Annotated in this window: 15 protein-coding genes and 11 pseudogenes; 12 read left to right on the top strand and 14 right to left on the bottom strand. The window is 59.8% G+C overall.

Annotation, left to right across the window (positions count from 1 at the left end):
- Window positions 1–84: 84 nt before the first annotated feature.
- A complete protein-coding gene (locus I6L32_RS22290; RefSeq protein ID WP_216945340.1) occupies window positions 85–1,122 on the bottom strand; it encodes an HlyD family secretion protein in 1,038 nt (345 codons plus the stop codon).
- A 10-nt stretch (window positions 1,123–1,132) separates the two neighbouring features.
- A complete protein-coding gene (locus I6L32_RS22285) occupies window positions 1,133–1,465 on the bottom strand; it encodes a DUF3302 domain-containing protein (RefSeq protein WP_039038991.1) in 333 nt (110 codons plus the stop codon).
- Between the two features lie 216 nt (window positions 1,466–1,681).
- Here I6L32_RS22285 and I6L32_RS22280 point away from each other — a divergent pair, with 216 nt between their 5' ends.
- A complete protein-coding gene (locus I6L32_RS22280) occupies window positions 1,682–3,325 on the top strand; it encodes a mechanosensitive ion channel family protein (protein WP_128296453.1) in 1,644 nt (547 codons plus the stop codon).
- Between the two features lie 60 nt (window positions 3,326–3,385).
- On the opposite strand, the gene I6L32_RS22275 is transcribed toward I6L32_RS22280, so the two are convergent.
- From I6L32_RS22275 to I6L32_RS23315, 12 genes and pseudogenes are all read right to left on the bottom strand, one after another.
- A complete protein-coding gene (locus I6L32_RS22275; protein WP_010674323.1) occupies window positions 3,386–4,807 on the bottom strand; it encodes a carbon starvation protein A in 1,422 nt (473 codons plus the stop codon).
- A 144-nt stretch (window positions 4,808–4,951) separates the two neighbouring features.
- Window positions 4,952–5,643 (bottom strand): annotated as a pseudogene (gene btsR / locus I6L32_RS22270) (two-component system response regulator BtsR).
- 7 nt (window positions 5,644–5,650) lie between these two features.
- A pseudogene (locus tag I6L32_RS22265) lies at window positions 5,651–7,329 on the bottom strand (LytS/YhcK type 5TM receptor domain-containing protein).
- 348 nt (window positions 7,330–7,677) lie between these two features.
- A pseudogene (locus I6L32_RS23715) lies at window positions 7,678–8,821 on the bottom strand (HD-GYP domain-containing protein).
- A gap of 320 nt (window positions 8,822–9,141) precedes the next feature.
- Window positions 9,142–9,360 (bottom strand): hypothetical protein, encoded by a 219-nt coding sequence (locus I6L32_RS23345; RefSeq protein WP_254203921.1) that lies wholly within the window; start codon window positions 9,358–9,360, stop codon window positions 9,142–9,144.
- A pseudogene (locus I6L32_RS23340) lies at window positions 9,339–9,619 on the bottom strand (iron-containing alcohol dehydrogenase). The gene I6L32_RS23345 and the pseudogene I6L32_RS23340 overlap by 22 nt, the downstream one beginning before the upstream one ends.
- 23 nt (window positions 9,620–9,642) lie before the next feature.
- Window positions 9,643–9,872: pseudogene (locus I6L32_RS23335) on the bottom strand (iron-containing alcohol dehydrogenase); the annotation flags it as partial.
- Between the two features lie 50 nt (window positions 9,873–9,922).
- Entirely contained in the window at window positions 9,923–10,096 is a 174-nt protein-coding gene (locus tag I6L32_RS23330; protein ID WP_254203920.1) for an iron-containing alcohol dehydrogenase, read from the bottom strand.
- Between the two features lie 85 nt (window positions 10,097–10,181).
- A pseudogene (locus I6L32_RS23710) lies at window positions 10,182–10,328 on the bottom strand (hypothetical protein); the annotation flags it as partial.
- 97 nt (window positions 10,329–10,425) lie between these two features.
- Window positions 10,426–10,584, bottom strand: a complete 159-nt coding sequence (locus I6L32_RS23325) for a hypothetical protein (protein WP_254203919.1) — start codon at window positions 10,582–10,584, stop codon at window positions 10,426–10,428.
- A gap of 323 nt (window positions 10,585–10,907) precedes the next feature.
- Window positions 10,908–11,075: a hypothetical protein gene (locus I6L32_RS23320; protein ID WP_254203918.1), complete on the bottom strand. Its 168-nt coding sequence runs from the start codon at window positions 11,073–11,075 to the stop codon at window positions 10,908–10,910.
- A complete protein-coding gene (locus I6L32_RS23315) occupies window positions 11,069–11,383 on the bottom strand; it encodes an aldehyde dehydrogenase family protein (RefSeq protein ID WP_254203917.1) in 315 nt (104 codons plus the stop codon). Before I6L32_RS23315 ends, I6L32_RS23320 begins: the two co-directional genes overlap by 7 nt.
- 55 nt (window positions 11,384–11,438) lie before the next feature.
- On the opposite strand from I6L32_RS23315, the gene I6L32_RS23310 reads away from it, so the two are divergent.
- From I6L32_RS23310 to I6L32_RS22225, 11 genes and pseudogenes are all read left to right on the top strand, one after another.
- The gene (locus I6L32_RS23310) at window positions 11,439–11,603 is read left to right on the top strand and encodes a hypothetical protein (protein ID WP_254203916.1); all 165 of its coding nucleotides are present in this window, start codon (window positions 11,439–11,441) and stop codon (window positions 11,601–11,603) included.
- An 868-nt stretch (window positions 11,604–12,471) separates the two neighbouring features.
- Window positions 12,472–13,114 (top strand): annotated as a pseudogene (locus I6L32_RS22250) (YchE family NAAT transporter).
- 408 nt (window positions 13,115–13,522) lie between these two features.
- Window positions 13,523–14,671 (top strand): annotated as a pseudogene (locus I6L32_RS23705) (ABC transporter substrate-binding protein); the annotation flags it as partial.
- 67 nt (window positions 14,672–14,738) lie between these two features.
- Entirely contained in the window at window positions 14,739–15,002 is a 264-nt protein-coding gene (locus tag I6L32_RS23295; protein WP_254203945.1) for a hypothetical protein, read from the top strand.
- A 96-nt stretch (window positions 15,003–15,098) separates the two neighbouring features.
- Window positions 15,099–16,043, top strand: a pseudogene (gene oppB / locus I6L32_RS22240) (oligopeptide ABC transporter permease OppB).
- Window positions 16,027–16,918: pseudogene (gene oppC / locus I6L32_RS22235) on the top strand (oligopeptide ABC transporter permease OppC); the annotation flags it as partial. The pseudogenes oppB and oppC, both read left to right, overlap by 17 nt.
- A gap of 115 nt (window positions 16,919–17,033) precedes the next feature.
- Window positions 17,034–17,255, top strand: a complete 222-nt coding sequence (locus I6L32_RS23290) for a hypothetical protein (protein ID WP_254203944.1) — start codon at window positions 17,034–17,036, stop codon at window positions 17,253–17,255.
- Window positions 17,192–17,362 (top strand): hypothetical protein, encoded by a 171-nt coding sequence (locus I6L32_RS23285; RefSeq protein WP_254203914.1) that lies wholly within the window; start codon window positions 17,192–17,194, stop codon window positions 17,360–17,362. The genes I6L32_RS23290 and I6L32_RS23285 overlap by 64 nt, the downstream gene beginning before the upstream one ends.
- 132 nt (window positions 17,363–17,494) lie before the next feature.
- On the top strand, window positions 17,495–17,602 hold the full coding sequence (locus I6L32_RS23700) for an ATP-binding cassette domain-containing protein (protein WP_367950698.1): 108 nt from the start codon (window positions 17,495–17,497) through the stop codon (window positions 17,600–17,602).
- A 66-nt stretch (window positions 17,603–17,668) separates the two neighbouring features.
- Complete coding sequence (locus tag I6L32_RS23275) at window positions 17,669–17,998, top strand: oligopeptide/dipeptide ABC transporter ATP-binding protein (RefSeq protein ID WP_254203912.1); 330 nt, start codon at window positions 17,669–17,671, stop codon at window positions 17,996–17,998.
- Window positions 17,999–18,820: pseudogene (locus tag I6L32_RS22225) on the top strand (ATP-binding cassette domain-containing protein); the annotation flags it as partial.

Here is an 18,820-nt window from a genome sequence, read left to right as displayed (position 1 = left end):
GGATCTTGCGGGGAAAATGCAGCGAGGGGGGCGTGCTGACAGGAAGCGGGCCGGCAAGATGCCGGCCCGTGCAGGTCAGGGACCTCAGTGGAAGGGGAACAGGTAGTTGAGCCAGCTACCCATGCGCATCAGGATCTTGCGCATGATGGCCACGTGGTGGAAGTGCTCGGTATAGATGGCGGCCTGACCGCTGGAGCCCGCGATCACCTGGTAGTTTGCCCACTCGGGATCGGTGATCTCGAGCACGATGGGTAGGCGACCCGGTACCTGGGCCGAAGTCTGATCGATAAGACCCGCCTGTGCCTGGATGTTGCCCGGAGCCATGGCCGGGATAACGGACTGCACCTTGGCCTTGAAGATGCGACCCGGAATGCCGTCGAGCACGACTTCGGCCTCGTCACCCGCCTTGAGCCGCTGCATGCTGTTCTGCCAGAACCAGCCGACATAGGAATTGGCATCTTCATGAATGAAGGTCATCACGGGGCGGAACATGAAGGGGGCGGCAATCATGCCCGGGCGCAATGCCAGTTGCACGACATGACCGTCACTCGGGGCGTAGACCACGGTCAGCTCCAGGTCGTACTTGGCGATGTTGAGCTGGGCACTCAGGTCATTGAGGGTCGCTTTTTGCTGATCTATCTGGGCGATGATGTCATCCACGTTGGCCTGGGTGACGTCGAGGTCGCGCTGTTTGCCGATGCCCCGTCGCATCAGCTCCTGGGCGCGATCCCTGTCCAGGCGGGCGGATCGCAGGCGGGCGTCCAGAGCCTTCAGAAAATCGGTGTTGGAGGCGAGGCGCGCCGTCAGGCTGGCGACCTTCTCCTGGAAGGGCTCAGCGTCGATGCGAAACAGCACATCCCCTTTCTTGACCGGCTGGTTGGGCTTGACCGGGACGTCGGTGACACGCCCCTTGACCAGGGGCACGACCGGGGTGGAGACATAATAGTTGCGAGCCAGCTCGGAATAGGGGTGGTTGTAGTTCATCAGCATGATGAGTGTGCCGATGATGATGACGCCACCCAGCACGGCGGTCGGCACGGTCCACTTGTTGAGCGGGATCTTGAAGATCTTGAAAATACCTATGCAGAGGGCTGTATAGGTGAGAATAAGTAGCAGGTCCATGGGGCGTTACCTATTTGTCGGTCTGTTCGAGCGTAGTCATGCGAGCCTGCAGTGCTGCCAGCTCCTCTTTGAGTGCGCTGATCTCTGTTTCGTCATGTTGTAGGCGTTGCGAGAAGCCCCAGCCGCGATCGGGGCGATAAATCGTGGCCCAGATCCAGAGGAAGGGCCAGAGCACGTGCAGGGTGAACAGGCTGACCCAGCCTGCCACGTGAATGGCGTCCTGGTGGGGGTGATTACGGTGCTTGGCAATTTCATATGGAATATCGTGAATGACGATAATGCCATAGAACATGACCAAGACGACAAACACCAGGATCCCCAGGGCAATGTAGTCAAGTACCATCGATTTCTCCCGTCTGAGTCGCTAACAATGCTTCGATTGTCGAGTCGAGGCTTCGGCAATAATGACAGCATATGCCGTCGGTGCAAGTCTGCAATCGGAGAGTTGGTGTGGCGGTACAGGCATGGTTCATCGGTTGCTCATTTAACACACAAAATTGATTTGGTTAGATAAAATCAAACAGCAATGGATGCCCGGGCAAGGTGAGAGGTGAACCTGATGAACGAATGGTGCAGTGGCAAAGGATGGCGGCTTGGCCTGTTGCTGATCTGCCTGTTGTGGTCCCGCCTCGGCTGGACCGCCGAACCCAGAATGGAGCCCAATGAGCAGGAGCGGGCACAGACCCTGGTCCTGCTTCATGAACCCATCGTCATGCTGACGGCTAAATATGGCAACCTGGATGGGGCGGCCAGGGTACGGCTGGCCCATGAGCGAGTTCAGCGGATGGAGCCAAGCGACCTCATGACGCCTGTGGCCGTGACGAAAGGCAGCCGACACGGCCAGGAGAGCCGGGAGTTTCTGGTCAATGGCAAGCGCATTCTGGTGTTGCTGGAAGGGGACCTTGATGAATTCGACGAACTGACCCTGGATCAGGCGGCCGAACGCGTCCTGCATCGGCTCGACGGCGTGCGCATCAAGTATCTCGAGCTGCACTCGACCCCCTATTTGCTCAGAGCCGTCGGCTTGGCGGTGGTGGTCAGCCTGATCTTCTTCGGCCTCATCTGGCTGTTGCAGCGGGGGCATCGGCGAGTCAGAAAGTGGCTGGCCAACCGCCTGTTGCTGCAGAAGGGGCTGGTCCCCCACTCCTGGCGCCAGGTCACCGGGAATGTCGAGGTCCGCTTGCTCGGCCTCATCACGCTGCTGCTCATCTTCATGCTCACCTATGGCTGGCTGACCTATGTGCTCGGCCTGTTCCCCCAGACCCGGGCCTGGAGCTATCAGCTTGGGGAATCCCTGTTTGCCCTGTGTGGCGACATGCTGGAGGGCATGATTGCCGCCATGCCCGGTCTGGTAACCGTGCTGCTTATCGTGGTCATCACCCGTTTCTTCATCAAGATGCTGGCCATCCTCTTCGACCGCATCGAGCGTGGCCAGTTTCGGGTGCAGGGTTTGCACGCCGAGACCATAGGCGCCACCCGGCGACTGCTGTCAGTGGTGATCTGGCTGTTTGCCCTGACCGTGGCCTACCCCTATCTGCCGGGTGCGGATTCCGATGCCTTCAAGGGGATCAGCGTCTTCTTCGGTCTGATGGTGACACTGGGATCGGCCGGTATCATGAACCATGCCATGAGCGGCCTGGTGCTCATTTACTCCCGCGCACTGCGGCCAGGGGATCTGGTGCAGATCGGCGAGGTGGAGGGGATGGTGAGCGAGCTCAATGCCCTCTCGACCAAGCTGGTGACGCGACAGGATCACGAGGTCACGCTGCCCAATGCGGTGGTGGTGGGGGGCAAGGTGGTGAACCTGACACGGCTGGCGGGCGAGAAGGGGGTGGCCCTGTTGACCAAGGTGACCATCGGTTATGACACCCCCTGGCGTCAGGTACATGCCATGCTGGAGCTGGCCGCGCGGCGCTGCACCCGGCTCAATCAGGATGAAGCTCCCCTGGTGCGGCAGTTGAATCTGCAGGATTGGTATGTGGAGTACGAGTTGCAGGTAAGAATGAAGGCGAACGAACTCCCTGCGGTGGTCAAAACGGAGCTCCATGGCCATATTCAGGATGTCTTCAACGAGTTCGGGGTGCAGATCATGTCCCCCAACTTCATTGCCCAGCCGGAGCAGGCTGTGCTGGTGGCCAGGGAGCAGTGGTATCAGGCGCCGGCCCGGGCGCCCGATCCCGCCGAGCCCCCCGCCAGGGAGTGACCACAAAAAGCAGAGGCCCGGCAGCAATGCCGGGCCTTGTCATGAAGAGAAGCTGACGCCTCAGCTCTCCTTGGCCTCTCTCAGTTGGGAGGGCCTGAATTTCACCAGGAAGGCGAGGGTGATGAGGGCGGTGCTCACCAGACCGATGATGGTGGAAACATTCATCTCGAGGCCGAAACCGATGGGGGCGTTGGCCAGGTAGGTGATGACCACTGCGGTCATGAAGATGGCGGGAATGGTGCATACCCAGTGCAGCTTGCCTTCCTTGATGAGGTAGGCGGCCGCAGCCCACAGCATGATGACGGCGGTGGTCTGGTTGGCCCAGCCGAAGTAGCGCCAGATCACCCCGAACTCGGCCTTGGAGATGATGAAACCAAGGATGAACATGGGGATGGCGATGAGCAGACGCTTGGCCATGGGCTTCTGGGTCAGGTTCAGGAAGTCCGCCACGATGAGGCGGGCACTGCGAAACGCGGTGTCACCGGAGGTGATGGGCAGGATCACCACGCCGAGGATCGCCAGGATGCCGCCCACGGTACCGAGCAGGCTGGTGGAGACTTCGTGCACCACGGCAGAGGGGCCGCCGCTGGCCAGGGTGGCGTTGAGTGCCTCGGTGCTGTCGTAGAAGGAGAGACCCAGGGTGCACCAGATGAGGGCGATGATCCCTTCCCCTATCATGGCTCCGTAGAAGATGAAGCGACCGGAGCTCTCGTTCTGCATGCAGCGCGCCATCAGCGGGGACTGGGTGGCGTGGAAACCGGAGACGGCACCACAGGCGATGGTGATGAACAGCAGCGGCCAGAGCGGCAGGTCCGTCGGGTGCAGGTTGGAGAAGTCCATCCCGGTGTTGTAGAAGCCCTTGCCGGAGACGATGAGGCCGATGATGAGGCCGACCGACATGAAGACCAGCAGCGCACCGAAGATGGGGTAGAAGCGGCCGATGATCTTGTCGATGGGGACGATGGTCGCGAGGATGTAGTAGGCGAAGATGGCCGCAATCCAGTAGACCAGATCGGTGGAGGTGAGGTTGGCGAGCAGGCCCGCCGGGCTCAGGACGAAGACCACGCCCACCAGCATCAGGAGCACCACGGCAAAGAGGTTCATGAAGTGCTTGGCGGCGGTGCCGAGGTGCTCACCGACCACGGTCGGCACCGAGGCGCCCCTGGCGCGTACCGACAGCATGCCGGAGAAGTAGTCGTGGACCGCACCGGCGAAGATGCAGCCAAAGACGATCCAGAGCATGGCGACCGGACCATAGAGGGCACCCAGGATGGGGCCGAAGATGGGGCCGACGCCGGCGATGTTGAGCAGTTGAACCAGGTAGACCTTCTTGTCCGACATGGGGACATAGTCCACCCCGTCCGCCATGGTGATGGCGGGGGTCTTCAACTCGGGTTTGGGCCCGAATATCCGTTCGATGAATTTGCCGTATATGAAGTAGCCGGCTATCAACAAGCCGACACAGAGGAAGAACCAGATCATTGCTACGCTCCTGCTTTGTTATTTTTTGGTGTGCGCAGCCAGTGTAGGGGGGGACTTCTGTTAACGGCAGGTGAAAGAGGGTGAGCGGCGACATGGCGACCCGAGCGGTTGCCCACTGTGATCCGGCGCACATCGCGCACCGTTTTATTCCAGTCCCAGCTCGTCTTTGAGCTCCTTGAGGTAGCGGCGGCTGACCGGTACCCGGGCCCCGCTCGGGGTCACGATCTCCGCCAGCTGATTCTCCAGCAACCGGATTTCGAAGATGGCGGCCGGGGCCACCAGATACTGGCGGTGACAGCGCAGCAGCGGGGTCTTCTCCTCCAGGGACTTGAGGGTGAGCTGGGTGTGAAACAGCTCGCCCTGGCAGGCGACATGGACGCCGCCGAGATCGGAGAAGGCGTACTCCACCTGGGAGGCTGGGAGCAGCCGTACCCGGTTGTGCAGGTATCCGGGGATATGGTGGATGGTCGGGGCCAGGGTCCCGACCGGTTGCGGGGTGATGTCCTGCCTGAGCCGCGCCAGGGTCTTGGCGAGGCGCGCAGGCTCCACCGGCTTGAGCAGGTAATCGAAGGCGTTCTCCTCGAACGCCTGGATGGCGTACTCGTCAAAGGCGGTGACAAAGACGATGCGGGGCAGGGGATCGAGCATGGCCACCAGCTCCATGCCGCTGAGCTTGGGCATCTGGATATCGAGAAACACCACATCCGGCTTGAGTTGCTGGATGAGGCCGAGCGCCTCGATGGCGTTGCCCCCATGCCCAGGATCTCGATGTCGGGATCGCTGGCCAGCAGCTCTGCCAGCTCCTCGCGGGCATAGGGCTCGTCATCGACGATCAAGTGCGGATCATGTCATCTCCTTGGCGGTGGTGCGGGGTTGTCGTGGGAGCGTCAGGGAGACCCGGGTCCATTGCTCTGGCTCCCATTGGACGTCATGCCATAGCGCTCGCCAAAGGCGTCTTGAGGCGCTTGTCCACCAGGCTCATCCCCAGACCATCCCCCTGGCCGGATGGTTGCCAGGCCCCGGCATTGTCTTCGACGCAAAGGGTGATCACCTCGGGGGTCTCCCTCGCGAAGAGGCGAAGTCGCCCCTCTCCAGCAGGAGCAGATGCCGTGCTTGATGGCATTCTCGATGAGGGCGCAGGGTGAAGCTCGGCAGTTGCACCTCGGCAAGGTGGGGCGGGATCTCGTTGATGACGGTGAGCCCTCGCCAAAGCGGGCCTGCTCTATCTCCAGGTAGGAGAGGCAGTGCTCCTGCTCCTCACGCAGCGTGGTCAGGCCGCTCTGGCGCTTGAGGTTGTTGCGAAAGAAGCGGGAGAGGTGCAGCACAGTTCCGTGCCCGTCCCGGATCGCGGCGGGTAATGGCGCTGATGGTGTTGAGGGTGTTGAACAGGAAGTGGGGGTTTATCTGTGCCTGCACCAGCTTGAGCTCGGATGCACCAGCAGGCGCTGAGCTGCTCCAGGCGGCCTGCCAGCAGTTGCTGGGACAACAGGTTGGCGATCCCTTCTCCCAGGTGGTGATTGATCTTGAGGAAGAGCGCTTCTTGGGCTCATAGAGTTTGATGGTGCCGATCACCCCTCGTCACCCTGCAGGGGGATCACCAGCACGGAGCCGAGCTGGCACTGGGGGAGATGCTGCAACGATAGGGCTGGCTGTTGCCATCGGCGAACAGCACCTTGTTCTGGGCGATGGCTTGCAGGGTGATCGCCGAGGTGATGGGGGTGCCCGGCTTGTGGTGATCTTCTCCGGTGCCGATGAAGGCGAGGATCTTGTCGGTGTCCGTGATGGCGACGGCGCCGACGCCGGTCTCTTCCTCTGAACGATATGGGCTATCTTGCCGCTGGCCTCCGGAGTGAACCCCTGGCTCATGATGCCGACGGTACGGTTGGCGATGGTGAGCGCTTTGGCGGAGAAGACCCGGGGAACTTTTCGTACATCCGCTGCTGGTCGCGGATCATGCTGATGAAGAGTGCCGCCCCGCAGGAGTTGGCGAGGATCATGGGGGTGGCGATGGTGCGCACCAGTAGCAGGGACTTGTCGAAGGGGGTGGCGACCAGCAGGATGATCACCATCTGCATGATCTCGGCCACGAAGGTGGTAAAGAAGGCGACCCTGGGCGCAAAGAGGTCATTGACCCTGCCTGCCCGCATCAGCCGCCAGTGCACCAGCCCCCCCAGCAAGCCTTCGCAGGTGGTGGAGATGGCGCAGGCGAGATCGGTGAACCCCCCCAGGGTATAGCGGTGCAGGCCGCCGGTCAGCCCCACCAGGAATCCAACCAGAGGGCCACCCAGCAGTCCCCCCAGTACGGCACCGACCGCCCGGGTGTTGGCGATGGCGTCATCGATGTCGAGGCCTACATAGGTTCCCAGGATGCAAAAGCAGGAGAAGATGACATAGATGAGCACCTTGTGGGGCAGCCTGACGGAGTAGTTGGCCAGGGGACGCAACAGGGGGCTTTTGGAAAAAAGGTAGGCGATGACCAGGCTGACACTCATCTGCTGGAGCAGAGAGAGGACTAGTTGCATAAAAAAGCTTCCTCAAACACCACGCCGGAGCCGGGCGTTGTCATGACGCAGGGTGAGCCTGAGCCGTCTTGATGTGGGCTGCGGGCTGAACGCTGCGGCAGTTTGCCAGAATGGAAAAATAAAACCATATAAATCAGCACGTTAAATTGATATTTGTGTAACCTGCGCCCGCTTGATATTGCTGATACGAGCATGAATGTATCCACCGGATACGCCACACGGAGGTGGCATGCTCCGCCGGCCATCGGCTGGGCGTTTTTTATCCAGCTCCAATGGTGGACGATTTCGAGGGGACCTAGCAATTATTCAGGTTTGTCCAATGAGTTATCCCCAGCTTCTGGGGATAACTCAGAAGGCGAAATAGTAACAGACCCGCCGACCCAGACCGAAAAAGGCGCGTTGCGCATCGTCCAGCTCTTCCTGTCTGAGGGTGGCGACGATGCTTCGCGCATCTTCCCGCAGATCGATCATGGCCACCCCTTCCGGTCGCTGCCCCTTGAGGTAGGGCAGCACCTTGGGTCTGAGGGGCATGCTGGGCTCGGTGGAGAGCACCAGGGCCAGGGCATCGTCATCCAGGCGCACTAGGGAACCCGGTGGATAGACCCCCAGCACCTTTATCAGCAACCTGACCTGGGTTTGCTCGAACTTCTTCTGGGAGAGCTTGTAGAGCTGGCCGATCACCTGGCTGGGCCCCGGCGGGTGAGGCCGCTGCGCGGATGAAGCAGCTCGTCATAGTGATCCACCAGCCCGATGAGGCGGGCGAGGGGGGGATCTTGTCGCCCTTGATCCCGAGGGGAAAACCGCTGCCATCGAGGCGTTCGTGATGCAGGTAGGCGACCTCACGGATCCTGGGTTCGAAAGCCTGCAACTGGTTGAGCATCTCCAGTCCGTACTGGGGGTGCATGTTGAGGAAATTCTGCTCCGCCTTGCTGAGCTCCCCCCGCTTCTGGATGATCTGGCTCGGGATCCTGAGCTCGCCGATGTCGTGGATCAGGCCCGCCAGACCGGTCTCCTCGATCTCGACGGGATTCATGCCAAGCTCCCGTGCCATCAGCATGGCGATGAAGGCCACGCTCAGGCTGTGTTGCAGCAGGGTATCCGTGTTCTGGCTGCGGATGAGGTGCAGACCGAGCGGCCCCTGGTGTTCTGCCAGACGGGCGGCGGTGCTGCGCACTATCTGCAGTATTGGCCAGGCCTTCGTCCGGTTTGAGGTTGAGGGCGCCAAGGGCGTCGCGAAGATCTGACAGGGATTGACCGAACGCCTTGTCCCGATGCGAAGGGAGCGCCTGAACGCCTTTTCGTCGAAGGTGGGGCCCTCAGAAGAGGGGGCGGTATCCCCCGTGTCGCTCATCTCAAGAGAGGAACGGGTTCGGCCCGCAGCAGGGGCTCGACCGCAGATCGCTCTTGTCGGGATCCACCATCAGCAGGGTCAGGTCGAGGTGGCGGATGATGTCGAGCTGTTGCTGGTCCTTGATTTTGAAGGCTTGAACATGAAAGGGTGGCTCGTCCAACCCGTGGGAAGATGGATGTAGTGGCCGACTCTCAACTGCTCGATGGAGGCCGTATCAGCGCCATGGACTAGCTCTTCTGTCGAATTTGCCTATCAACAAGCTAGCAAAATTAAACAGATAGACAACAAAAAAGCCCGCGCATGTGCGCGGGCTCTTGTCATCCGTGGCGTTTATCAGGCCTTGGATTTTTTCTGTTGTCCACCTTGGCGTCGACCTTGGCTGCAACCGGGCGCAGCTGGGGCTTCCTCGATGAAGGGACGGCCGTAGTAGGTGTCCATCAGGATGGCTTTCAGCTCGGTGATCAGCGGGTAGCGCGGGTTGGCGCCGGTACACTGTCATCGAAGGCTTCCAGGGCCAGCTGGTCTACCTTGGCCAGGAAGTCCGCTTCGTTCACGCCGGCTTCGCGGATGGAGGCCGGGATCCCCAGGGTGGCCTTCAGCTCGTCCAGCCAGGTCAGCAGCTTCTCGATCTTGGCGGCGGTACGGTCACCGGCAGCGGTCAGGCCCAGGTGGTCAGCCACTTCGGCGTAGCGACGGCGAGCCTGCGGACGGTCGTACTGGGAGAACGCGTCTGCTTGGTCGGGTTGTCGTTCGCGTTGTAGCGGATGACGTTGCTGATCAGCAGGGCGTTGGCCAGGCCGTGGGGGATGTGGAACTCCGCACCCAGTTTGTGGCCATGGAGTGGCACACACCCAGGAAGGCGTTGGCAAACGCGATACCGGCGATGGTGGCGGCGTTGTGCACCTTCTCGCGGGCAACCGGGTCGTTGGCGCCGTTGATGTAGCTGGAGGGCAGGTAGTCCTTCAGCAGTTTTCAGGCTTGCAGCGCTGACCGTCGGAGTATTCGTTGGCCAGCACGGAGACATAGGCTTCCATGGCGTGGGTCACGGCGTCGATACCACCGAAGGCACACAGGGATTTGGGCATGCCCATCACCAGGTTGGCATCCACGATGGCCATGTTGGGGGTCAGCTCGTATCGGCCAGGGGGTACTTCATGCCGGTGGCGTCGTCGGTCACGACCGCAAACGGGGTCACTTCAGAACCGGTACCGGATGTGGTGGTGATACAGACCAGTTCGGCCTTCACGCCCATTTTCGGGAACTTGTAGATACGCTTGCGGATGTCCATGAAGCGCATGGCCAGGTCTTCGAACGCGGTATCCGGTGCTCGTACATGACCCACATGATCTTGGCGGCATCCATGGGTGAACCACCACCCAGGGCGACGATCACATCCGGCTTGAAGGAGTTGGCCATCTCGGCGCCCTTGCGACCACGGACAGGGTGGGGTCGCTTCCACTTCGTAGAAGATCTCCACTTCCATGTTCAGCTTCTTGAGCAGGCGAACCACTTCATCGGCATAGCCGTTGTTGAACAGGAAGCGGTCGGTCACCACCATGGCGCGCTTCTTGCCTTCCAGGTCGCCCAAGGCGATCGGCAGGGAACCACGACGGAAGTAGATGGATTTCGGAAGTTTGTGCCACAGCATATTTTTCTGCCCGTTTTGCGACTGTCTTCTTGTTGATCAAGTGCTTGGGACCGACGTTCGGAGATGGAGTTACCACTCCAGGAGCCGCAACCCAGGGTCAGGACGGGGCCAGCGCGAAGTTGTACAGGTCACCGATACCACCCTGGGTGGAGGGGTGTTTGAGGATACGGGCGGTCTTCATCTTGTCGCCGAAGTACTTGATGCGGTCGGCATTGCGATCCTGGTCGGTATGAGACGGAGGTGTGGCCGATACCACCGATGTTGACCATGTCGCAGGCCATTTCGACGGCTTCTTCGAAGTTCTTGGCACGGAACATACCCAGGGTCGGGGAGTTTTTCGTGAGCGAACTCGTCTTCTGCGCAGAGTTCCAGACCTTCACCGATGAGGATCTTGGTGGTGGCAGGCACGGTCACACCGGCCATGGCGGCGATCTTGGTAGCAGGTTGGCCCACGATGTCGGCGTTCAGGGCGCCGTTGATCAGCAGCACTTTACGCACCTTGTCCGCTTCGTCTCCTTGAGAGGATGTAGCCGGCGTGGGTCGCGAAACGCTCCTTGACCTGGTTGTAGATGGAGTCGACTACGATAACAGCCTGCTCGAGGCACAGACCACGCCGTTGTCGAAGGTCTTGGACATCAGGATGGAGGACGGCACGCTGATATCGGCAGTCTCGTCGATGACGATGGGCACGTTGCCCGCACCCACGCCGATGGCGGGCTTGCCGGAGGAGTAGGCGGCCTTCACCATGCCGGGCCACCGGTGGCCAGGATCAGGTTGATGTCGTTGTGGCGCATCAGGGCGTTGGAGAGTTCGACGGAGGGTTGATCAATCCAGCCGATGATGTCTTTCGGCGCACCGGCGGCCACGGCAGCATCCAGTACCAGCTTGGCAGCGGTATTGGTGGAGTTCTTGGCGCGGGGATGCGGGGAGAAGATGATGGCGTTGCGGGTCTTCAGGGAGATGAGGGCCTTGAAGATCGCAGTGGAAGTCGGGTTGGTGGTCGGTACGATACCGCAGATGATGCCTACCGGCTCGGCGATGGTGATGGTGCCCATCTCGTCGTCCTGGCTCAGGATGCCGCAGGTCTTCTCATCTTTATAGGCGTTGTAGATGTATTCGGAGGCGAAGTTGGTTCTTGATAACCTTGTCTTCGATGATACCCATACCGGATTCAGCCACGGCCATCTGGGCCAGGGGGATACGGGCGTTGCTGGCGGCCAGGGCGGCGGCACGGAAGACCTTGTCTACCTGCTCTTGCGAGAGCTGGCGAATTGACGCTGTCTTCTTTGACGCGGGCAACCAGTGCATCCAGTTCAGCCAAATTGGTTACTGCCATGTTTTATCTCCTGATGATTTGAAAACTGTTTAGTAAGACCTTGGCAATGCCCGGGAATTATAGCCACCTTGTCAAGGCGAGAATCACCATAACGGGGTATTTACATGCCTTAGTAACTGTTTTCTGGCCGATATAGGGTCGGGATGTGTCAGAAAAGATTGACTGGATCATATGTAACAAAAGAACAAAAGAAATTTTGTTTCACCCCTTGTCGCACCACTATGTTACGGGAGTGTGTCATCCTTTCTTGGCATCACGAGCTGCTGTCACGCACCCTTGGAATATCTGCTTAGGGAAGGGGATCCGATGAATCTCGCCTTGACCGGGATGGGGGGAGGTGGCATTGCCGTGATGGCGCAGAACGCCCAGCCCCTGACGTTTCATTTATGTTGAGAAAGGGGTTGTTGTTTTCATCCAGTCGCCCTGGCGAAACAGCACATCTGACGGTGGCAGGGAACGTGTCACCTCTTCACAGCCGACCCCACTGGTGCCGTACCAGGGTGAGAAAGGCCAAAAATCGGGGTCACAGGAGCGGGTGGGGCGGCAAGCAGGTGTGTGAGAAGCAAGGGTGCCATTTGCCGAAAATATCGTTTCTTGGTTAGGGTTGATATAACGCGCTGCCATGGCAACCGGCGATGTTAATGGCGACCTCTCTCCCTTAACAACCCGATATGTTGAATTTTGTCGATACATTAGCGGAACTAACTAAAAAGCCCCAGTAAGGGTGAGATTATTGATTGGAGAAGGGAAAGCCATGGTGTAAATTTACGCGCAGTTTGGGGGCTGGCCTTGTGGCTCGTATTGGTTCTGGATGGCGCCTATGGCAGCAATAGATTCTTTTTATACCTGAAATTTTTCGTCGGCCTGTTCGCGATCATCAACCCGCTGGGTCTGTTGCCGGTCTTTGTGAGCCTGACGGGCCACATGTCGCCGGAGGAGCGACGCAAGACCAACACACCGCCCACATTCGTGATGATCATCCTGATGGTCTCCATGTGCATGGGACAGCTCATCCTCGACAGTTTCGGCATCTCCCTGGCGTCGTTCGCATTGCCGGTGGCTCGCTGATTACCTTGATCGCCTGGTCCATGCTGCAGGGCAAGCTGGGGGAGGTGAAGCACAACAAGCAGGAGAAGGGTGAACTGGCTGCGCGTGAATCCATTGCCGTGGTGCCCCTGGCTCTGCCGCTGATGGCCGGACCCGGTGCCATCTCCTCTTCCATCGTCTATGCCAGCCAGAAGACCCTGCCCCAGATGGCGGCATGTTCGTGGTGGTGGTGGCGTTTGCCTGCTGCTCCTGGCTCATCTTCCGCGCCGCTCCCCTGCTGTTCAAGCTGATGGGCAACACCGGCATCAACGTGGTGACTCGTATCATGGGTCTCATCATGATGTCCCTTGGCATCGAGATCATCGTGGCGGGCATCAGGGAGTCTTCCCCGGTCTGGGTGTGAGCCAGGTCCGTTTTTGTCGGAGCCGGTCCTTGTGACCGGCTTTTATATTGTTCTTTTTTGTTGGTCATTTCCTAGAATCGAGCGGCCCTGTACGAAAAATGACCGTCTCGGGATATTTAAATGCTGTATAAATGGTTTTAAGTTGTTTTTTTGACCATGAAAGCGGCCTGTTCCTGATGATATCTATTGCATTATCAGAATTGTCAGGGAATTATGCGGGCAGCGAGGTGTTTGTCTCGTGGATAACAAATGCATGGAATGTTCTTGTTGGAGTATGGAAATGACTCATAGAAAAACAATTATTAATACCCTTTTATTGACTGCACTTTTCGGTGGCGCCACCTGGCTCACGCCGCCGATGTCCCGCCGGTACCAAGCTTGCTCCCGAGCAAACCCTGGTGAAAGGCAATGGTTCCGAACCCGCCACCCTGGATCCCCAGAAAGTGGAAGGTACCCCGAATCAACGTATTGCGTGACCTGTTCGAAGGTCTCGTCTCCTCCGGCCCCAAGGGCGAAACCCTGCCCGGCGTCGCCGAGTCCTGGGAAACCCAAGGACAACAACACTACGTGTTCCACCTGCGCAAGGATGCCAAGTGGTCCAACGGGGATCCCGTCACCGCGCATGACTTCGTCTTTGCCTTCCAGCGCGCGGTGGATCCCAAGACGGCCTCTCCCTACTCCTGGTACATGGAGATCCCGACCATCATCAATGCCTCCGACATCATCGCGGGCAAGAAGCCGGCCGACACTCTGGGTGTGAAGGCGGTGGACGATCATATTCGAGGTGCAGCTGGAGTGGCGGTGCCTTACTTCGTCAGCATGCTCCCACACCCCCACCTATCCGGTCCCGAAGAAGGTGATCGAGAAGTTCGGTGACAAGTGGACCCAGCCCGGTAACATGGTATCCAACGGCGCCTACGTGCTGAAGGCTGGGTGGTCAACGAGCGTGTCGACGTCGAGCGCAACCCCAACTACTGGAACAACGGCAAGACCGTCATCAACAAGGTGACCTACCTGCCCATCCAGTCCACCAACGCCGAGCTGAACCGCTATCTGGCTGGCGAAGTGGATCTGACCTACAACATGCCCATCGAACGCTTCAAGCAGATGAAGAAAGAGCTGCCGGACGAAGTGAAGGTGAGCGGCTATGTGGGCACCTACTACTACACCTTCAACACCAAGCGCAACACCTTATGACGACGTGCGGGTGCGTACTGCACTCCCTACGCCATCGATCGCGACGTGATCGCCGACAAGGTGATGGGCAAGGGTGAGACCCCGGGTTATGCCCTGGTGCCCGACTTCGTGGACGGCTTCAAGCCGGTGGCACCATCCTGGTCCAAGCTGACCCAGGCAGAGCGCGATACCAAGGCGAAAGAGCTGCTGACCGAAGCCGGTTACGGCCCGGGCAACCCGCTCAAGTTCGAGCTGCTCTATAACACCGACGACAACCACAAGAAGGTGGCCGTGGCCGTCGCCTCCATGTGGAAGAAGCTCGGCGTGCAGGTGAGCCTGGTGAACCAGGAGTGGAAGACCTATCTGGAGACGCTCAAGCAAGGCCAGTTTGATGTGGCCCGTCGTGGTTGGATTGCCGACTACAACGAAGCCTCCTCTGCTGGATCTGATGCAGACCACTCACGGCAACAACGACGGCAAATACTCCAACCCGACGTTCGACAAGCTGATGAGCGAGTCCCGCAACCAGGTGGATGCCGAGGCGCGCAACAAGCTCTATGTCCAGGCCGAAGAGATCCTGGCCAAGGACATGCCGATCGCCCCCATCTATCAGTACGTGACCTCCCGCATGGTCAAGCCCTACGTGGGCGGCTACCCGGCCAACCCGCTGGACAACATCTACAGCAAAGACATGTACATCGTTGCTCACTGAGTAAAGAAACAAGTCGCATAACAAGCAGGCCCGCCAGACGGCGGGCCTTTATTACAACCGCGACCCTTTGGAAGCAGTACAGGACAGGAAATGTCTATGTTGAAATTCATCCTTAAACGTCTACTGGAAGCGATTCCCGACTCTGCTGGTCTTGATCACCGTCTCCTTCTTCATGATGCGCTTCGCCCCGGGTAACCCCTTCACCAGCGAACGCGCCCTGCCGCCGGAAGTCCTGGCCAACATCGAAGCCAAATATGGCCTGGACAAGCCATCGGCATGCAATACCTCACTTACCTCGGCAACCTGGTCCAGGGGGATCTGGGGCCCTCCTTCAAATACAAGGACTTCACCGTCAATGATCTGGTGAGCCAGGCCCTGCCTGTCTCCGCCAAGATAGGCTCGGTCGCCTTCCTGCTGGCAGTGACCCTGGGGGTCACCTTTGGCACCATTGCGGCCCTGAAACAGAACACCCTCATCGACTACCTGTTGATGTCGTCGGCCATGGCAGGGGTGGTGATACCCGGCTTCGTGCTGGCACCGCTGCTGGTGCTCTTCTTCAGTATCTATCTGGGCTGGTTCCCGGCGGGGGGCTGGCAGGGGGCGGCGCCCAGTTCATGGTACCGGTGTTCGGCATGATGATGTACTACATCTCGGCCATCTCCGCATCATGCGCGGCAGCATGATCGAGACCATGAACTCCAACTTCATCCGTACCGCTCGCGCAAGGGGCTGCCCCTGCGTCACATCATCCTCAAGCACGCGCTGCGCCCGGCCATTCTGCCGGTGGTCTCCTACCTGGGACCGGCCTTCGTGGGCATCATCACCGGCTCCGTGGTCATCGAGACCATCTTCGGCCTGCCGGGGATCGGCCAGCTGTTCTCAACGGTGCCCTCAACCGTGATTACTCCATGGTGCTCGGTCTGACCATTCTGGTCGGTGCCCTCACCATCACCTTTAACGCCGTGGTTCGATATTCTCTATGCCGTCATCGATCCCAAATCCGTTACTAAGCCGGGAGTTCATCATGGTAGTCACAACTGAAAAGCGCGAAGCCGTCGAGGGCGTTCGCCCAGAAAGTGGAAGTGGTGGAAGGACGCTCCCTGTGGAAGGATGCCCGTCGCCGTTTCCTGCGCAACAAGGCGGCCCTGACCAGCCTCACATCCTGACCATCATCGGTCTGGCGGTGATCGTGGGGCCCACCTGTCCCAGTACACGTTCGATGACCCGGACTGGGGGGCCATGCAGTGCCCCGGACATGGAGACCGGCCACTGGTTCGGCACCGACAGCCTGGGGCGCGACCTGTTCGTGCGTACCCTGCTCGGCGGACGCATCTCCCTGATGGTCGGCATCATGGGGGCCCTGGTGGCCGTCATCATCGGCACCCTCTACGGCGCGCGTCCGGCTTCATCGGCGGCCGGGTCGACAGCCTGATGATGCGGGTGCTTGAGATCCTCAACGCCTTCCCCTTCATGTTCTTCGTGATCATGCTGGTGACCTTCTTCGGTCGCAACCTGGCCCTCATTTCCTCGCCATCGGGGCGGTGAGCTGGCTCGACATGGCGCGGATCGTGCGCGGCCAGACCCTGAGTCTCAAGAGCAAGGAGTTCATCGAGGCGGCCCACGTCTGCGGCGTCTCCAAGTGGAAGATCACCCGTCATATCGTGCCCAACGTGCTTGGCATAGTGGCAGTTTACGCCACCCTGTGGTGCCGGGGATGATCATGTTCGAATCCTTCCTGAGCTTCCTGGGTCTGGGCGTGCAAGAGCCCATGACCAGCTGGGGCGCCCTGTGGATGAAGGCTCAAGTCGATGGAAGTGGCCATCTGGCAACTCCTGTTCCCCGCCGGTTTCATGGTGGTGACCCTGTTCTGCTTCAACTTCCTCGGGGATGGTCTGCGTGATGCCTGGATCCCAAGGATCGCTGATACCCAGGGACCGGCAAGACGCCAAGGGGCCATCAGACCCGTTCAGGAACGCACCGCGTTCACCACGGGCAGGCCCCCATCACGACAGCGCGATAAGGAGTACTGAGATGAAATTACTGGATGTGAAAGATCTGCGGGTCGAGTTCAAGACCCCGGACGGCAATGTGGTGGCCGTCAACGACCTCAACTTTTCTCTTTCTGCTGGCGAAACCTGGGGATCGTCGGGGAGTCAGGCTCAGGCAAGTCCCAGACGGCCTTTGCCATCATGGGGCTGCTCGCCAAGAACGGTGTCATCACCGGCTCGGCCAAATTTCAGGGACGAGATCTGAATCTGCCGGAGCACAAGCTCAACAAGATCCGCTCCGAGAAGATTGCCATGATCTTCCAGGACCCCATGACGTCGCTCAACCCCTACAGAAGGTCAAGGATCAGCTGATGGAAGTGCTGATGCTGCACAAGGGGATGACCAAGGCTGCCGCCTTCGAGGAGTCGGTGCGCATGCTGGATGCGGTGAAGATCCCCGAGTCGCGCAAGCGGATGAACATGTATCCCACGAGTTCTCGGCGGCATGCGCCAGCGGGTGATGATCGCCATGGCGCTCCTGTGCCGACCGCAGCTGCTCATTGCCGACGAGCCGACCACGGCGGGACGTGACGGTACAGGCCCCAGATCATGACCTGATGAACGAGCTCAAGCGCGAGTTCAACACCGCCATCATCATGATCACCCACGATCTGGCGTCGTGGCCGGCATCTGCGACAAGGTGCTGGTGATGTATGCAGGCCGGACCATGGAGTACGGCCGGGTCAACGATATCTTCTATCGCCGAGCCACCCCTATACCGAAGGCTTGCTGCGCGCCATTCCCCGCCTCGACACCGAAGGGAAGAGCTGCCCACCATTCCGGCAATCCGCCCAACCTGCTGCGTTTGCCCACCGGCTGTCCCTTCCAGGAGCGTTGCCACCGGGTGAGCGAGATTTGTGGCCAGCAATCGCCGATCCTGACGCCGTTCAACGACGGCCGGGAGGGCGTGCCACTGGGTATCGGATGCCATGATCAAGGGAGTGAATAAATGGGTACTGACAAGAAAACTGCTGCTGGAAGGTCGACCTCAAGGTTCACTTCCATATCAAGAGTGACAAGGCCTGGCCCTGGGCCAAGCCCTCTGCCCTGAAGGCGGTGGACGGGGTGACCCTGCGCCTCTACGAAGGGAGACCCTGGTTAGTGGGGGAGTCCGGTTGCGGCAAAATCCACCTTCGCCCGTGCCCTCATCGGCCTGTGTACCGGCCACCGACGGCAAGGTGGGTGGCTTGGGCAGACTTGACCAAGCTCGAGCGAACGCCCTGCGGGAGAAGCGCAAGGAGATCCAGATGATCTTCCAGGCCCGCTGGCCTCCCTGAACCCCCGCATGACCATAGGGACATCATCGCCGAGCCCCTCATCACCTTCTACCCGACCCTGCCAAGGGAAGAGGTGAAGGAGAAGGTGCGCGCCATGATGACCAAGGTGGGTCTGTTGCCGAACCTGGTGAACCGTTACCCCATGAGTTCTCCGGCGGCCAGTGCCAGCGCATCGGCATCGCCCGGGCGCTCATCCTCGAGCCCAAGATGATCATCGTGACGAGCCGGTCTCGGCGCTGGATGTCTCCATCCAGGCTCAGGTGGTGAACCTGCTCAAATCCCTGCAAAAGGAGATGGGTCTCTCCCTCATCTTCATCGCCCACGACCTCTCCGTGGTCAAACACATCTCCGATCGGGTGCGGTGATGTACCTGGGCAAACGCGGTGGAGCTGGGGACCGGCAAGGAGATCTTCACCAATCCCCTGCACCCCTATACCAAGGCGCTGATGTCGGCGGTCCCCATCCCGGATCGGATCTGGAGCGCAGCAAGGTCA

It is taken from the genome of Aeromonas sp. FDAARGOS 1402 (assembly GCF_019046925.1).
Lineage (GTDB): Bacteria > Pseudomonadota > Gammaproteobacteria > Enterobacterales > Aeromonadaceae > Aeromonas > Aeromonas caviae.
Note: the sequence above shows the minus strand (reverse complement) of the source record. Positions and strands in the feature narration are given on the sequence as shown.

What these genes read in the sequence shown, in the direction of transcription:
- I6L32_RS23700 (WP_367950698.1), top strand. Translation starts at nt 17,495, where the DNA reads ATGCGCCAGCGGGTGATGATCGCCATGGCGCTCCTGTGCCGACCGCAG.
- I6L32_RS22285 (WP_039038991.1), bottom strand. Translation starts at nt 1,465, where the DNA reads ATGGTACTTGACTACATTGCCCTGGGGATCCTGGTGTTTGTCGTCTTG.
- I6L32_RS22290 (WP_216945340.1), bottom strand. Translation starts at nt 1,122, where the DNA reads ATGGACCTGCTACTTATTCTCACCTATACAGCCCTCTGCATAGGTATT.
- I6L32_RS23320 (WP_254203918.1), bottom strand. Translation starts at nt 11,075, where the DNA reads ATGGTGAAGGCCGCCTACTCCTCCGGCAAGCCCGCCATCGGCGTGGGT.
- I6L32_RS22280 (WP_128296453.1), top strand. Translation starts at nt 1,682, where the DNA reads ATGAACGAATGGTGCAGTGGCAAAGGATGGCGGCTTGGCCTGTTGCTG.
- I6L32_RS23295 (WP_254203945.1), top strand. Translation starts at nt 14,739, where the DNA reads ATGCAGACCACTCACGGCAACAACGACGGCAAATACTCCAACCCGACG.
- I6L32_RS23285 (WP_254203914.1), top strand. Translation starts at nt 17,192, where the DNA reads ATGGGGCTGCTCGCCAAGAACGGTGTCATCACCGGCTCGGCCAAATTT.
- I6L32_RS23330 (WP_254203920.1), bottom strand. Translation starts at nt 10,096, where the DNA reads ATGGCCAACTCCTTCAAGCCGGATGTGATCGTCGCCCTGGGTGGTGGT.
- I6L32_RS23290 (WP_254203944.1), top strand. Translation starts at nt 17,034, where the DNA reads ATGAAATTACTGGATGTGAAAGATCTGCGGGTCGAGTTCAAGACCCCG.
- I6L32_RS23315 (WP_254203917.1), bottom strand. Translation starts at nt 11,383, where the DNA reads ATGGGCACCATCACCATCGCCGAGCCGGTAGGCATCATCTGCGGTATC.
- I6L32_RS22275 (WP_010674323.1), bottom strand. Translation starts at nt 4,807, where the DNA reads ATGATCTGGTTCTTCCTCTGTGTCGGCTTGTTGATAGCCGGCTACTTC.
- I6L32_RS23310 (WP_254203916.1), top strand. Translation starts at nt 11,439, where the DNA reads ATGTATTCGGAGGCGAAGTTGGTTCTTGATAACCTTGTCTTCGATGAT.